Annotated in this window: 10 protein-coding genes; 7 read left to right on the forward strand and 3 right to left on the reverse strand. The window is 72.0% G+C overall.

The annotated features are described in order from the left end of the window. Window positions 1–993 carry a phosphatase PAP2 family protein gene (locus AB0333_RS00090; protein ID WP_366216752.1) on the reverse strand — a complete coding sequence of 331 codons (993 nt, stop codon included), beginning with the start codon at window positions 991–993 and terminating at the stop codon, window positions 1–3. A 163-nt stretch (window positions 994–1156) separates the two neighbouring features. Here AB0333_RS00090 and AB0333_RS00095 point away from each other — a divergent pair, with 163 nt between their 5' ends. The 5 genes from AB0333_RS00095 to AB0333_RS00115 all read left to right on the forward strand — a co-directional run bounded on the left by AB0333_RS00095 (window position 1157) and on the right by AB0333_RS00115 (window position 8723). Further along, window positions 1157–1759: a hypothetical protein gene (locus AB0333_RS00095; protein WP_366216753.1), complete on the forward strand. Its 603-nt coding sequence runs from the start codon at window positions 1157–1159 to the stop codon at window positions 1757–1759. Window positions 1760–1838: 79 nt separating this feature from the next. After that, window positions 1839–2882: an o-succinylbenzoate synthase gene (locus AB0333_RS00100; protein ID WP_366217174.1), complete on the forward strand. Its 1044-nt coding sequence runs from the start codon at window positions 1839–1841 to the stop codon at window positions 2880–2882. 149 nt (window positions 2883–3031) lie between these two features. Next, entirely contained in the window at window positions 3032–5098 is a 2067-nt protein-coding gene (locus AB0333_RS00105) for a PhoX family phosphatase (RefSeq protein WP_366216754.1), read from the forward strand. 200 nt (window positions 5099–5298) lie between these two features. Next, a complete protein-coding gene (locus AB0333_RS00110) occupies window positions 5299–7254 on the forward strand; it encodes a thiamine pyrophosphate-binding protein (RefSeq protein WP_366216755.1) in 1956 nt (651 codons plus the stop codon). Further along, entirely contained in the window at window positions 7251–8723 is a 1473-nt protein-coding gene (locus AB0333_RS00115; protein ID WP_366216756.1) for a deoxyribodipyrimidine photo-lyase, read from the forward strand. The genes AB0333_RS00110 and AB0333_RS00115 overlap by 4 nt, the downstream gene beginning before the upstream one ends. On the opposite strand, the gene AB0333_RS00120 is transcribed toward AB0333_RS00115, so the two are convergent. Next, entirely contained in the window at window positions 8609–9553 is a 945-nt protein-coding gene (locus AB0333_RS00120; RefSeq protein ID WP_366216757.1) for an endonuclease/exonuclease/phosphatase family protein, read from the reverse strand. The two genes, AB0333_RS00115 and AB0333_RS00120, sit on opposite strands and share 115 nt — an antisense overlap. A 15-nt stretch (window positions 9554–9568) precedes the next feature. Then, window positions 9569–11005 (reverse strand): isochorismate synthase, encoded by a 1437-nt coding sequence (locus tag AB0333_RS00125; RefSeq protein ID WP_366216758.1) that lies wholly within the window; start codon window positions 11003–11005, stop codon window positions 9569–9571. 75 nt (window positions 11006–11080) lie between these two features. Between AB0333_RS00125 and AB0333_RS00130 the strand changes: the two genes are divergently transcribed. Further along, window positions 11081–12475 (forward strand): geranylgeranyl reductase family protein, encoded by a 1395-nt coding sequence (locus AB0333_RS00130; RefSeq protein WP_366216759.1) that lies wholly within the window; start codon window positions 11081–11083, stop codon window positions 12473–12475. Between the two features lie 66 nt (window positions 12476–12541). Next, window positions 12542–13597: a polyprenyl synthetase family protein gene (locus AB0333_RS00135; RefSeq protein ID WP_366217175.1), complete on the forward strand. Its 1056-nt coding sequence runs from the start codon at window positions 12542–12544 to the stop codon at window positions 13595–13597. The last annotated feature ends 42 nt before the right edge of the window (window positions 13598–13639 follow it).

Here is a 13639-nt window from a genome sequence, read left to right on the forward strand (position 1 = left end):
CTAACCGCGTGGAGCGGCCGGTCGGCGTCGCCCGGACTGCCAGCGGAAGAAGCCGGAGAGCGCCGCGAAGACCAGCAGCCCCGGACCGGTGGCGAGCAGTACGCCGTAGAGGAAGTGCCAGCCGGAATACCAGTCAGGTTCGGCGGTCAGGGCTGCGGTGCCCCCGGCCGATTCGAAGCCCCACCAGGCGCCCAGCAGCATCGCTGCGCCGGCGACCCAGAGGGCCACATCCCAGAGGGGGTGCCCGCCGGGATGGGGATGCCGGGCCGTCCGGGTGCCGCGGATGTTCCAGTCGGCGCCGGTCCGCAGGATCACGTAGCCGGCCACCAGCCCCCAGAAGGCGGCCACCAGGTAGGCCGCGACCATGTCGGCGGGGCGGTGCCAGGTCTCGATGAAGGTCCCCGCCCCCACCGCGGTGGCGAACACGGCTCCCACGGCGGCGGTCAGCGGACGCCAGCGCGGGGCGACCATGAGGAACACGGCCACCACGGCGGCCGCGGCGAACGTGGTGTGGCCGGACGGCAGGGAATTGCCGGTGTAGTACGGCACCCCGTTGTCCAGGTCCGGGCGCACCAGCACCCAGTTCTTCAGCAGTTGGGTGGTCAGGTTCGCCGCGCCGAACGCCAGCGCCGCCACCAGGGACGCGAACCAGCGCCGCCGGTAGACCGTCAACACCAGGAACACCCCGACGCCGGCCACCCCCACGATCTGCGGCAGCCGGTTGAGCACGGTGAGGGTGGACCCCCGCAGCCCCTCGAGCCGGTGTGTGGCCGCTTCCAGGGCCATGAACTCGGCCAGCTGGCCGGTCTGCGTGGTCACGAAGACGCGATACGCCAGCAGCAGCAGGGCCGCGCTCACCGCCGCGGCCAGCACCCAGGCCCAGGTGCTGCGGGCCGGTCGAAGCAGCGCGGTGTCCCGGGTGTCAGGGGCGGCACGGGCTCGCCGGCCGGGGCCGGTACCGGCGCCCGCGGGGTCGGAGGCAGCAGGGGACATGCGTGCCATTGTGGTCCACACGGCTGGGAGGACTCCGAACATCCGGCCGTGGCGGTCATCACTCGCCGGGCCACCTCAGCGTCGAGTGTTCGTCGCCGAATGGTCATCCCGGGGTCAGCGGAACCTGGACCGCCGGTGTGGGTTCCGGCTTACTGTAGGGGCCATGGCACACCTTGCGGGTCCCACTCCCGAGCTGGCTGCGGTCCGCAATGCCCTGTCCGTCTTCGGGCCGATGAGCCGCCAGGAACCCCTCGACTGGGCCGGGGAGTCGCCCCTGGCCCCCGAGCTCACCCGGTTCTACCGGGAGATCGGGCCGGAGTGGATCGAGATCGACACCGCTGGCCTGCCCTTCCTGTTCTTCCCGCTGGACCGGCTCTGGGATGAACAGGCCGGCTACCGCTGGAACCCCCGCACCGGCGCACTGCTGGTGGACTGGAACGACGAGTGGACGGTGGTGGCCAAGCAAGGCCCCGATCCTTTCATCCTCGACGGACTGACCGGCACGATCCTCACCGCACCGGGCGAGGACGGCTGGGAGGACCGGCTCGAGGAGCCCGAGCCCACCTTCGGCTCCGTCGAGGAGATGACGCTGGCCCTCACCGCCACCGGCAACGCCTGGGCGCGCTGGGACGACCCGTTCGACGAGGACTGGAACCTGCGCCCGGAGACCACCGCCTCCGTGGTCGAGGCCCTGGAGGCCGTTCTCGGCGATCATGCCCGCGCCGCCTCCGTGGCGCGCAAGTTCGGCTACTTCGCCGCGGTGTAGAGCGATCTGCCAGCGTCCATAGACTGGCGGGGTGACTGAATTCCGCCACCTCCAGAACCACCTCGGCCCTCACGACGGGATCCCCCCGCTGCTGGACGGCACGCGGCTGCCGGAGCTGGACGAGCTCCTGGAGGGCGCCGTCGTCGTGGCCCAGCCGATGCACACCCGCTTCCGCGGCGTCACCGTGCGCGAGGCCATGCTGCTGCACGGACCGGCCGGCTGGGCCGAGTTCTCCCCGTTCGCTGAGTACGGTCCGGAGGAGTCCTCGCGCTGGCTGGCCGCCGCGATCGAGGCGGGCTGGCAGGGCTGGCCGGCGCCGGTGCGGGACCGGGTCCCGGTGAACGCCACGGTGCCCGCGGTGGCCGCGGCCGACGTCGGGCGGGTGCTGGATTCCTTCGGTGAGGTGCCCGCCGTCAAGGTGAAGGTCGCCGAAGCAGGCCGCACCGGTCCGGAGGGGGTGGCGGAGGACGTGGCCCGGGTGGCCGAGGTCCGCCGGCTGCGTCCGGGGGCGGCGCTGCGGATCGACGCCAATCAGGGCTGGGACCACGCCACGGCGCTCGCCGCCCTGCAGCGGCTCGCGGAGCACGGTCTCGAGTACGCCGAGCAGCCCGTGGCCGGGATCGAGGGGCTGGCCCGGCTACGCGAGGCCCTCCACGCCGCGGGGACGCCGGTGCGGATCGCCGCCGATGAATCCGTGCGCCAGGAGACCGATCCGCTCGCGGTGGCCCGGGCCGGCGCGGCGGATCTCGTCGTGGTCAAGGTCCAGCCCCTCGGCGGGGTGCGCCGCGCCCTGGGCATCGTCGGGGCGGCCGGACTGGACGCCGTGGTGTCCTCCGCCCTGGACACCTCCGTGGGGATCGCCGCCGGGGTGGCGCTTGCCGCGAGCCTGCCCGCGCTGCCCTACGCCTGTGGGCTGGGCACCGTGGCACTGTTCACCGAGGACGTGGTGGTCCCGGGGTGGCTTCCCGACGCCGGCCACTTGGCTTCCGGCGCTTCCGGCGCAGCTCGTGCCCGCCCCGTCCCAGACCCCGCGGCCCTGGCACGGCTGCGGGCGGACGAGGACCGGCAGCAGTGGTGGCGTCAGCGCCTGGCGCAGGCCCACGCGGTGTTGTCCGCGACCTGAGGGCGAATTGAGTGGCAACGGCGTGACCTAAATACACCTCACCCAGTGTTCACCGGGAGGTCACCGGGCGGTGACCGGACGGCGGATTGACGAGGCCAGTCTGTGAAGGCCTTGTGAACGTCACCGTCACCACCTGAAGAGGGAAACCCATGCTGAAACGCCACCTGCCCATGGCCGGGCACACCCGCGGAAACCGCCTCCCGATCACCTGTGAACTCAAGTGCGGCAGCGCCTGTTCCCACCCGGTTCCGAACACCTCGGACAATTCCCACTTCCGGGACATCGCCAATGCCGCGATCTCCCGCCGCGCCGCACTCGGGCTGGGTGGTGGCCTCGCCGCCGCCGTGGTCGTCGGCGCCACCGCCCTGCAGAAGGCCCCCGCGGCCCAGGCGGCGAACGGGTTCCACCCCACGGGCGGCGGCAAGCTGCCTTTCGAGGCCATCGCCCCGGTGGAGCGCACCGTGGACGCGATGACCGTCCCGTCCGGCTACGACTGGGCGGCGATCATCCGCTGGGGAGACCCGCTGTTCGATGACTCGCCGGAGTTCGACCTGGAGAACCAGACGGGCGCGTCGCAGGCGCAGCAGTTCGGCTACAACTCGGACTACCTGGACGTGTTCTCCGACGGCGGCAACGACCGCACCGGCTTCCTGGTGAACAGCCACGAGTACACCAATGAGAACGTCATGTTCTCCCCGGAGTACCGCAAGTCCAACCCGAAGGACGTCATCGAGGCCGCCATCGAGGCGCACGGCCTCTCGATCGTGGACCTCAAGCGCGGCGGCAAGGGCCAGAAGTGGGAGTACGTCCGGGGTGGCCGCCGCAACCGCCGCATCACCGGCTCCACCCAGTTCACCGTGGACGGCCCCGCCGCCGGCTCGGACCTGCTGAAGACGAAGGACGACACCACCGGCACCAAGGTGCTCGGCACCTTGAACAACTGCGCCGGGGGTACCACCCCGTGGGGCACCGTGCTGTCCGGGGAGGAGAACTTCGACCAGTACTTCGTCGGCACCGGAGCGGAGGCCGAGCGCCGCATCGGGATCACGCCGGGGCCGTCGTCCCGCCGCTGGGAGACCGTGGATCCGCGGTTCAACCTGAACAACGAGGGCTACGCCAACGAGGCCAACCGCTTCGGCTGGATCGTGGAGATCGATCCGGAGGACCCGAAGTCCACGCCGGTCAAGCACACCGCCCTGGGCCGCTTCAAGCACGAGGCCGGCACCGCGATCATCTCCCGGGACGGCCACGCCGTGGTCTACTCCGGTGACGACCAGGCCCATGACTACGTGTACAAGTTCGTCTCGAAGCAGAAGTACCGCAAGGGCGACAAGAAGCACAACATGACCCTGCTCTCCGAGGGCACCCTGTACGTGGCCCAGTACTCCGGCAACTCCCCGGCCTCCGAGATCGACGGCACCGGTGCGGTCCCCTCGGACGGCGACTTCGACGGCTGGGGCCGCTGGATCCCGCTGGTGAAGAACGACAAGTCCCTGGTCCCGGACATGACCGTGGACCAGGTGCTGGTCAATACCCGGCTCGCCGGGGACAAGGTCGGCGCCACCAAGATGGACCGCCCGGAGGACATGGAGACCAACCCCGTGACCGGCAAGGTCTACCTGGCCCTGACCAACAACTCCGGCCGTACCCGCGAGGGCGTGGACGAGGCCAACCCGGTGGCGAAAGCGGACGGCGGCAACCGCGATGGCCACGTCATCGAGATGATCGAACGCCGTGGCGACCACACCTCGGAACGCTTCAACTGGAACATCCTGCTGCTCGCCGGCGATCCGGCGGCCTCCGACTCGGTGTACTTCTCCGGGTTCCCGGCGGACCAGGTCTCCCCGATCTCCTGCCCGGACAACCTGGCCTTCGACTCCGAGGGCAACCTCTGGATCTCCACGGACGGCCAGCCCGGCAAGATCGGCTACTCGGACGCGCTGCACAAGGTCACCCTCGAGGGTCGCAACCGCGGCCGCGTGGAGCAGTTCCTGGCGGTCCCGGCGGATGCCGAGACCTGTGGGCCGGTGATCCACGATCAGGACAACTCCGTGTTCGTGGCCGTGCAGCACCCCGGCGAGGGCGGCGACTGGGGGGCTCACACCTCCTACTTCCCGGACTTCGTCCCGGAGGGCCCGCTGAAGGGGGACAAGGTCGCCGTCCCGCGCCCGGCCGTCGTCCAGGTCTTCTCGACCACGGGCAACAACGGCCGCTGACCGCGGCGCACAGAGTCACGCCACCCTCCGACGCCACCCTCCGACGCCATCCCCGACGCCACCCCCGATGCCACGCTCGCCGTGGTGCCGGGGGTGGCGTCATGATGCGATTCCGGGATGGACCAGCCGGACACGCGGCACCAACCAGACCAGCACCGGAGTTAACCTCCCACTCAGGCTTCCTCCGTAGGATGAGGACCATGGAGCGAATCCCGGATGACCAGCCCACCCTGAATCCGGCCCTGGACGCCCTGCAGGTGGCCCGGACCGTGACCGCAGCGCTGGTCGACGGCGGCCTGCGGGAGGCCGTGATCGCCCCCGGTTCCCGTTCCGCGCCCCTGGTCTACGCCCTCGCCGAGGCCGAACGGGCCGGCCGGGTCCGGCTCCACGTGCGCATCGACGAGCGCTCGGCCGCCTTCACGGCGCTGGGACTGGCCCTGGCCTCGGGGCGGCCGGTCGGCGTGGTGACCACGTCCGGGACGGCCGTGGGCAACCTGCTGCCGGCCCTCATGGAAGCAGATCACGCGGGGATCCAGCTGGTGGCGTTGACCGCCGACCGCCCGGAGGAGCTGCAGGGCACCGGTGCCAACCAGACCACGTGCCAGGAGGGGCTCTTCCCGCTGCACGTGCGTTTCTCCCAGTCCCTGAGCGGGGACACCGTCCTCGACGTGGACCCGGACGAGATCCCGGACTGGCTGGCCGCGGAGGCCGCCGAGGTCTCCGGGGCCGACGCCCACCCCCGGACGACCGCCCTGCGCCGGCACCAGGAGCACCTGGCCTCCGTGGTCTCCCGGGCGCTGCTCGCGGCCGGTGGCTTCGACACCGAGGACGTGGAGGGGTTCGCCGGGGTACCGGGGGTCGCCGTCCGCGAGTCCGCCCCCGGACCCATCCACCTGAACCTGCGGTTCCGGGAGCCGCTGGTCCCGGCCGAGGACGACGCCGGCCCGGAGGCGGGGGAGCTCACCAGCACGGCACCCAGCACGGCACTCAGCACGCCCGCCCATCGGCCCGCTGGCCCCGCCCGGGTGAACCCCATGGACCTGACCGAGCAACTGGACCTGGACGTCTCCGAGCTGCACGAGTCCCGCACCGTGGTGGTGGCCGGTCACGGCTCCGGACCGCTGCCCGCCGCCTTCGCGAACGCCCTCGGTCTGCCGCTGCTCGCCGAGCCGAGTTCGAACGCCCGCTTCGGCCACAACGCCGTCGGCGCCTACCCGTGGCTCCTTGGTTCCGCCGGCGGGCTGGGGGAGGACTCCCATCCGCTGGCCGCCCGGATCGAGCAGGTCATCCTCTTCGGCCGGCCGACCCTGACCCGGCAGGTCTCCGCTCTGCTGGCCCGGGCCGACCTGGCCACGGCGTTCCACCAGCCCGAGCCGGTGGCCTGGTTCGAACCCGGTGCCCGCCGCGAACGCCCGGTGGAGGACCTGGGGGAGCTGGCCGTCGTCGCCGGACGTGGCCCGGCCGGCTGGCTGACGGACTGGCAGCAGGCGGGCGTGCGCGCCCAGGCAGCCCTGGATGACGCTCTGGCCACCCGGCACGACGAGATCGGCCGGCCCGGTGCCCTGCGCACCAGCCAACTCGTGGCCAGCACCGTGCGTGGACCCCTCGTGCTGGGCTCGTCGTCCGTGATCCGGGACGTGGACCTGTCCTGGCGTCCGCCCACCGTGCCGCAGTCCATCATCTATGCCAACCGCGGGCTCGCCGGTATCGACGGCACGGTCTCCACCGCTTCCGGCATCGCCCTGGGTACCGGCCAGCGCACCGTGCTGCTGTGCGGGGACCTGACCCTGCTCCATGACGTGAGTGGCCTGCTGATCGGCCCGGGGGAGTCAGAACCCGACCTGGACATCGTGGTGGTCAATGACGCCGGCGGGGCGATCTTCGCCGGCCTGGAACACGGTCAGGTGGCCCAGCGCGAGGGCATGGCCGAGGTGGTGGAGCGCTTCTTCGGCACCCCGCAGGAGGTGGAGGTGCGCGCCCTGTGTGCCGCCTACGGCCTGGAGTGGGTCCCGGTGGACAGCGAGGACGACCTGCTGTCCACCCTCGGTGGCAGTCCGGGCGCCGGCCGCCGGGTGCTCGAGCTGCGTTCGGACCGTTCGGCCCGTCCCCGTGTCCGCGGCCAGGTGGAGGCCGCGGTCCGCGCGACGTTCCGGTGAGCCATCTGACGCTGCTCTGGTTCCGCGACGATCTGCGGGTGACCGACCACGAGGCCCTGACCGCCGCCCGCCGGGACGGCCCCGTCGTCGCCCTCTGGATCCGTGAGCAACGAGACGCCCACGGCCTCGGCCCCCGCCCCCTGGGTGGGGCGACGCGCTGGTGGGCCCACCGGTCACTCAGGGTCCTCGAGGGGGAGCTGGGGCGGCTCGGCATACCCCTGCTCCTCGCCGCCGGCCGTGCCGCGGAGGTGCTGCCGGCCGTGGCGGAAGGGCTCCAGGCGACGGCGGTGCGCTGGTCACGCCGGTATGCGCCGGCCTCGCGGGCACTGGACCGGGAACTCAAGGAACAGCTCTCCGCGCGGGGCCTGCAGGTGCACAGCCATCCGGGATTCCTGCTGGCCGAGCCCCAAAGGGTCCTGAACGGGTCCGGGGAGCACTACAAGGTGTTCACCCCGTTCTGGAAGGCGGCGGCGCAGATGCCGATCGGAGAGGTGCTGCCGGAGCCTGCGCCGCAGCTGGCACCGGATGGCCTGGAGGACAGGATTGCCGGGCTTCGACGGGACGGGGCCGTCATCGGGCTGGAGGAACTGGGGTTGTTGGACGGAACCGGCACGGGTTCCGGCGCCCACGCCGCGGAGGATGTCCCGCAGTGGTGGCGGGGCACCCTCGACCAGCACTGGGAACCGGGGTGCGTGGACGCGGCCCGGCGGCTGGAGGACGTGGGCACCGGCGTGGACGGTTACGCCCAGTCCAGGGACATCCCCGGCGATGAGCTGTCCACCTCGCGGATGTCCCCGCGGTTGCGCTTCGGGGAGGTCTCGCCCCGGCAGCTGGTGCAGGCTGCCCGGGAGGACGGGGACCTTGCGGAGGCGGATCGTGAAGCATGGCTGCGGCAGGTGTACTGGCGCGAGTTCAGTTGGAACTTCCGGTATCACGTGGAGGACCTCGAGCGGGAACCGATGCGCCCCCAGTTCCGGCATTTCCCCTCCGTCCCGGACGAGCAGTCACTGCGCGCGTGGCAGCGCGGGCTCACCGGGGTGCCCCTGGTGGACGCCGGCATGCGGCAGCTCTGGCAGAGCGGCTGGGTGCACAACCGCGTTCGTCTGGTGGTCGGCAGCTTCCTGACCAAGAACCTCCTCCAGCCGTGGTGGGACGGGGAACAGTGGTTCTGGGACACCCTGGTGGACGCCGATGAGGCGAACAACCCGGTCTCCTGGCAGTGGGTCGCCGGCTGCGGGGCGGATGCCGCCCCCTACTTCCGGGTGTTCAACCCGCAGACCCAGCGGGAGAGGTTCGATCCGGACGGGGTGTACGTCCGGCACTGGGTGCCGGCGGCGCTCGAACCGCTGAGCGGCTATCCGGAGCCGATCGTGGACCTCCAGGAGTCCCGACGGCACGCGCTGGACGCGTATGCCGCGATGAAGGAGGTTGAGCCCGGCAGGGCCAGCACGGCCTGGACGGGCTCGTGATCGGAGGCGGCAGCACCGTCGAACCGCGCCGCGTGGATCCCCGCCGCGGCCACCGTGAACCGCTCGTCCACCAGGATCCAGTCGATGCGGCGTCCACCGCGCCGCGGCGGCCGGTAATTCGAGAACGTGCCCCACTCCTCGGTCACCCGGTCCTCGGCGTCCATCCAGGCGTCCCGGAGCGGTGCTGCCCCGGACTGATCCGGACCAGTCAGGGACCGGTAGGGGCGGGATCTCGTCCCGGTGTTGGCATCGGCTGTCAGCACGGTGGGCTCGGCCCGGTCCTCAACCAGCCGCCGCAGCATCCGTGCCGAGGCCAGCCGGGACCGGGCCGAGAGGTGGTCCAGGTGCGTGTTGATCACGCGGAAGGCCGCGCCGGTCTCACGGTCGGTGAAATTCGCGGCGACGGCGATGCGCGGCACCAGGTTGCCCCAACTGCGGGAACCGGCCCGGTGCGGGGTCTCGGAGAGGGCCCACTGGTTCGAACCGGTCAGCTGCAAGCGCTGGCCGTCATAGAAGATCGGGGTGCCCTCGCCGCCGCCGTCGGCCCGGCGGCCCGTCCCCACGCGGCGGTAGTCCGGCCCAAGACCGGCCAGCACCCAGTCGGCCTGGTCGGGCAGGGCCTCCTGCACGCTCAGGACCGTGGGTCGCTCTGCCGCGAGCAGTCGGCGGATCAGGCCCTTCCGGCGAGACCAGAGATCGGGGCTCCGACCGGTCGGGTGCCACATCCGGCGGCGGATGTTGAACGTCATCACGTGCAGCTGCGGCGCCGGGACCGGGCCCACCAGAGGGCCGTCCGTCGCCGCCGGGGCCGGATCGTGGTGAGGGACCATCAGGACTCCGGCCGCCTAGGCCTGCACTCCCAGCGCCTGCAGCATGGGCCGCATCTTCGCGTGGGTTTCGGCCAGCTCGGCCTCAGGGTCCGAGGCCGCCACGATCCCGCAGCCGGCGTAGAGGCGCACCGTATGCGCATCCTGCACCACGGCGCCGCGCAACGCGATCCCGAACTCGCCGTTCCCATTCCCGTCCAGCCACCCCACGGGTCCGGCGAAGAGTCCGCGGTCCAGCCCGTGGTCCTCAGACTCCAGCCGGTGGATGAGCGAGGCGGCAGCCTCGCGCGGGGTGCCGCACACGGCCGCCGTGGGATGCAGCGCCTCGGTGAGTGCCAGCGCGCCGGGCCCCGTGCGCCGTGCGCCCTCCGCCCCCACGAGCCGTGCCGTGACGTCGGTTGCGAGATGCCACACGTTGGGTAGCTCGAGGACGAACGGTGAGTCCGGGGCCTCGAGGGAGGTGGTGAATGGCTCGAGGCGCTCCGTCAGGGAATCCACGGCCAGCCGATGTTCGTAGCGCTGCTTGGGGTCGTCGGTGAGCAGCTGACGGGCATAGTCGGTTCCGGCTGTTCCCACCGGTGCCCCATCCCGGTCCAGGGTCCCGGCCAGCACGCGAGCCCGGGCGATGTCCCCGTCCACCTTGACCAACATCTCCGGGGTCGAGCCGATCAACCCGTCCACGGCGTAGGTCCAGCAGTCCCGGTACCGCACGGCCAGTTCGCGCAGGACCTGCGAGACGTCCACGGGATCGGCGGAGCGGACCACCGCGTCGCGGGCCAGCACGATCTTCGTCAGGGTTCCGGCCTCGATCTGCTGCACCCCCCGGACGACGGCGGCCCGGTACCCGTCCTGGGAGAGCACCCCGTCGGTGAGCTCGAGACCGTCTGCCGCGGATCCCGCCCCGGTATCCGCGCCCGCGCCCGCGCCGGTGCGGTCCGGCCGCCGGCCGGCCGCCTCGGCGAGCAGTTCGCTCAGCCGCCGCTCGGCGTCGGCCCGGTCCGGCCGCCAGCCGGCGGCGGCTTTCTCGGCGTAGCAGGGGGAGTCGAGGTCCACCTGCCAGGTCAGCCAGGACCGTCCCTGGGCCGAACCGACGACGAACTCCGGGACCAGGAGGACCGAGTCGACGGGACTGTCGTCGGCGAAGGCGAACGCGGCGAAGGCGAGCGGCGATCGTCGCGGCAGGGCGTCGTCGGGAACGGTCGTCCGAGGGGTGTCCCCGGACTCGGCGGCCGTGGCGGCCATCCACCACCGGCGGGCCGCTTCGAAACGCCCGGGTCCAGTGGTCGTGAAGCGGGCGGCGGTACCCAGGCCGACCATGCCCTCACCGAAGCGGATCCAGGCACACTCCGAGCCGGTGGACAGGAGATCGGCCAGTCCGTTCCCGCCGGGCACAGGGGCGCTATACGTGCAGGACGCCAATCGGGGTGCGGGCGCCGTGAATCCAGGGTTGTTCATGACCTGTCAAGCCTACCGTCAGTGCCCTGGGCCAGTGCGCGCCGGTGTGCCCCGGTGCTCTGGGAGAATGGCAGGGTGGAACGCGCAACGACATCCGTCCAGACCCAAGTCCTCATCGCCGGCGGCGGCCCGGCCGGGGCCACGGCTGCCTGGCACCTGGCCAACGCCGGAATCGACGTCACGGTGCTCGAGAAGACGGCCTACCCGCGCGAGAAGGTGTGTGGGGACGGGCTCACCCCGCAGGCCGTGCGGGAGATGAACCTGATGGGGGTCCCGCATGCCGCCGAGGACGGGTGGCAGCACATCAAGGGGCTGCGGTTGGTGGCCGAGGGCCGCGCGGTGGAGGTTCCGTGGCCGACGACCGAGACCTGGCCGGACTACGCCCTGGTGCGCACTCGCCACGATTTCGACGAGGTCCTCGCCCAGCACGCCCGCGCGGCCGGCGCCACGATCCTCGAACGCCACTCCGTCACCACCGTGCTGCGCGCCGAGGACGGCACCGTCAACGGCCTGCGCGCCGAGCTGCTGGATGGCCGCGGCCGCAAGACCGGTGAGTTCCAGGACTTCCACGCCCCGATCGTCATCGCCGCGGACGGCAACTCCACCCGCACCGCCGTCTCCGCCGGCCTGGCCAAGCGGGACGACCGTCCGATGGGCGTGGCGGTCCGCGCCTACTACTCGATTCCGGAGGGCGCCCCGCGCCACGGCGACGACTGGATGGAGTCCTGGCTGCAGCTGCCCGACGCCGCGGGCAACCTGTTGCCCGGCTACGGCTGGCTGTTCCCCCTGGGGGACGGCACGGTGAACGTGGGCCTGGGCATCCTGGACACCTCCCCGCAGTTCGGCAAACTCGACTACCGCTCCATCCTCAAGGACTGGTCCGGGGCGCTGACCGCCACGTGGGGCCTGTCCGAGGAGACCCGCACCTCGAAGATCCTCGGTGCCGCCCTGCCCATGGGCTTCAACCGCACCCCGCAGCACGTGCCCGGCATGCTGCTCGTCGGGGACTCGGCCGGCATGGTCTCCCCGTTCAACGGTGAGGGGATCTCCTTCGCCATGGAGGCCGCCCGCATCGCGGCAGACCTGGCCGTCACAGCCCTGCAGCGCCCGACGGCGGCCGGTCGGGAGGCCGAGTTGGCCCGCTACCCGGTGCTCACCCAGGAGACCTGGGGCGGACACTTCGCGCTCGGCAGCCGGTTCGCGGAGCTGATCGGCCACCCCGCCGTGCTGAAGGCCGCCCTGGCCACGGGCATGCGGGTCAAGCCGCTGCTGCGCTCCGTGGTGCAGGTGATGGCCAACCTCGTGGACGAACGGGGTACCGCACCGGTGGACCGGGTGGTGCGGCTGCTGGAGTCCGTGGTCCCCACCGCCACGACGATGGGGTCGGCACCGGGGGCAGCGCCGGAGGTGGCGTCCGCCACCGGTATGCGCTCCGACCCGGATGCGCCGACCCCGGCCAACGTTGGTTAGGCTGGCCGGGTGACTTCACCCGAGCCCGTATCCCGCGCTGACGTCTCCACCGGCGTCTCCTCCGGCATCCCCGGTGACCCCGTCGGCGGGCTGGTCCTGCCCGCCGGTTTCGAGAACCTGGCGGAGCACGGCGATCTGCTCGACGTGGTCACCACCGCCCTCGAGCGCGTCGAACTCGAGCTGTCCGAGGCCGTCACCAACGCGGACCAGCTGGCGGACCACACCTCCCGGCACCTGCTGGAGGCCGGTGGCAAGCGGATCCGCCCCCTGCTGACCATCCTGTCCTCGCTGCTGGGGGAGCCCGGGGTCGGCACGGGGCAGGTCGGCGAGGTGGCCGCGGAGGTCCGCTCGGCCGCCGTCGTGATGGAGCTGACGCACCTGGCGACCCTGTACCACGACGACGTCATGGACGAGGCGCCCGTGCGCCGCGGCGCCCCGGCCGCCCACCAGGTGTGGGGCAACTCGGTGGCCATCCTGGCCGGTGACCTGATCTTCGCGCGCGCCTCCCTGCTGATGGCGACGCTCGGCCCGGAGGCCGTGGCCATCCAGGCGCGTACCTTCGAGCGGCTGGTCATGGGCCAGCTCTGGGAGACCGTGGGCCCGGAGGAGCACGACGACCCCCTGGAGCACTACCTGCGCGTGATCGGCGGCAAGACCGGGTCGCTGATCGCCTCCGCCGGACGCCTGGGCGCCCACTTCGGCGGCTGTGACGCGTCCACCGTGCAGATCCTCGAGGACTACGGGGAGAAGGTCGGCATGGCCTTCCAGCTGGCAGACGACGTCATCGATCTCACCAGCACCTCCCACACGTCCGGGAAGACCCCGGGCACCGACCTCAAGGAACGGGTGCCCACCCTGCCGGTGCTGCTGCTGCGCCAGGCCCCTGCGGCCGATGCGACGGCGGCCGCCGTCCTCGACCTGGTGGACGGGCCCCTGGACACCGAGGAGCAGCTGGCCGCAGCCGTGGCCGCCGTCTCCGCGCACCCGGTGATCGAGCAGGCCTGGGACATCACCCGCACGTGGTCCACGGACGCCGTCGAGGCCCTGGCCCCGCTGCCGGAGTCGCCGGTCAAGAGCGCCCTCGTGGCCTTCGCGGACTACGTGGTCCACCGCGACAACTGATCCATCCCACCTCCCCGCTCCGCTGCACGTTCAGCCGACTGA

This window comes from Citricoccus sp. NPDC079358, from assembly GCF_040702545.1.
Taxonomy (GTDB): Bacteria; Actinomycetota; Actinomycetes; order Actinomycetales; family Micrococcaceae; genus Citricoccus.